Source organism: Rhizobacter sp. P2_H2 (genome assembly GCF_056403375.1).
Genome location: NZ_JBFUFP010001196.1, coordinates 1 through 1,526, shown reverse-complemented (window position 1 = coordinate 1,526; position 1,526 = coordinate 1). Strand labels below are relative to the sequence as shown.

Sequence of the window (1,526 nt, the reverse complement as noted above, 5' to 3'; positions counted from 1 at the left end):
GGCCTGAACGTGCTGCAGTACTTCATCTCCACCCACGGCGCCCGAAAAGGCCTCGCGGACACGGCGCTGAAGACGGCGAACTCCGGCTACCTGACGCGTCGACTGGTCGACGTGACGCAGGATCTGGTGGTCACCGAAGACGATTGCGGCACGCAGAACGGCATCAACATGCGCGCGCTGGTCGAAGGTGGCGAAGTGATCGAATCGCTGCGCGACCGCATCCTCGGCCGCGTCACCGCGATCGAGGTGCTGCATCCGGAAACGGGTGAACAGCTGCTGACCGGCGGCACCATGCTCGACGAAGACGCACTCGACGGCCTCGAAGCCGCCGGCGTCGACGAAGTGAAGGTGCGCACCGCGCTGACCTGCGGCACGCGCTTCGGCCTGTGCGGCAAGTGCTACGGCCGCGACCTGGGTCGTGGCGGCCTGGTGAACCGCGGCGAGGCAGTCGGCGTGATCGCGGCGCAGTCGATCGGCGAACCGGGCACGCAGCTGACGATGCGCACGTTCCACATCGGCGGCGCGGCTTCGCGTGCGGCGGTGGCGTCCAGCGTCGATGCGAAGTCCGATGGCCACATCGGCTTCAACGCGACGATGCGCTACGTGACCAACGGCAAGGGCGACCTGGTCGTGATCTCGCGCTCGGGTGAAATCATCATCGCCGACCAGCACGGTCGCGAGCGTGAGCGCCACAAGGTGCCGTACGGCGCGATCCTGAACATCAAGCCCGACCAGCAGCTCAAGGCTGGCACGGTGCTGGCCAACTGGGATCCGCTGACCCGCCCGATCATCACGGAATTCGCCGGCAAGGCGAAGTTCGAGAACGTCGAGGAAGGTGTCACGGTCGCCAAGCAGCTCGATGAAGTGACCGGCCTGTCGACGCTGGTCGTGATCGACCCGAAGCGCCGCGGCGCGGCCAAGGTCGTGCGTCCGCAGGTCAAGCTGCTGGACGCCGGCGGCAACGAGGTGAAGATCCCCGGCACCGACCACTCGGTGACGATCGGCTTCCAGGTCGGCTCGCTGATCCAGATCCGCGACGGCCAGGACCTGGCCCCGGGCGAGGTGCTGGCGCGCATTCCGGTCGAAGGCCAGAAGACGCGGGACATCACCGGCGGTCTGCCGCGCGTGGCCGAACTCTTCGAGGCACGCAGCCCGAAGGACAAGGGCACGCTGGCCGAGATGACCGGCACGGTGTCGTTCGGCAAGGAGACCAAGGGCAAGGTTCGCCTGCAGATCACCGATCCGGAAGGCAAGGTCTACGAAGAGCTCGTCCCGAAGGAAAAGAACATCGTGGTCCACGAAGGCCAGGTGGTCAACAAGGGCGAGTCGATCGTCGACGGTCCGGCCGATCCGCAGGACATCCTGCGCCTGCTGGGCATCGAGGAACTGGCGCGCTACATCGTCGACGAAGTGCAGGACGTCTACCGTCTGCAGGGCGTGAAGATCAACGACAAGCACATCGAGGTGATCGTTCGCCAGATGCTGCGCCGCGTGCAGATCGTCAACCCGGGCGAGACGGCCTACAT

Annotated in this window: 1 pseudogene; it reads left to right on the top strand. The window is 66.2% G+C overall.

Annotation, left to right across the window (positions count from 1 at the left end):
• A pseudogene (locus tag AC1D15_RS31520) lies at positions 1 to 1,526 on the top strand (DNA-directed RNA polymerase subunit beta'); the annotation flags it as partial.